The organism is Myroides sp. N17-2 (assembly GCF_002286775.1).
In the GTDB taxonomy this organism is placed as follows: domain Bacteria; phylum Bacteroidota; class Bacteroidia; order Flavobacteriales; family Flavobacteriaceae; genus Flavobacterium.
Genome location: NZ_NSGJ01000129.1, coordinates 1 through 362, shown reverse-complemented (window position 1 = coordinate 362; position 362 = coordinate 1). Strand labels below are relative to the sequence as shown.

Here is a 362-nt window from a genome sequence, read left to right as displayed (position 1 = left end):
ACATCGCTAACTACTGAAATACGCATTGGTGCATATCCAGCTGTAGCACGATCCTCGTTAAAGTAATCATAGTTTCCTGTGCGTTTTCCTGCTACTTCTTCTGCTACAATTGTTGTAATTGCTTCGAACTTTTCTACAATATCTTTCCAATTAATAGATTCAAAGGTACCATCCTCCTTAATGTAATAGAACTCCTGTGTAGAAGAATTATATCCTACGTTTCCGTATTTACCCTCTAACTTGTTGATGATGTTCTCTACAAACTCATTGTTATTAGTGATATGTTCTACAAACTCGATATTGTCTCCTAACTTAGTGATAAACTCTTTGTTTTCCACTAGCTTAGTTACGAACTCACTGTT

Annotated in this window: 1 pseudogene; it reads right to left on the bottom strand. The window is 35.6% G+C overall.

From position 1 onward, the window contains the following. Positions 1-362: pseudogene (locus tag CF599_RS19625) on the bottom strand (hypothetical protein); the annotation flags it as partial.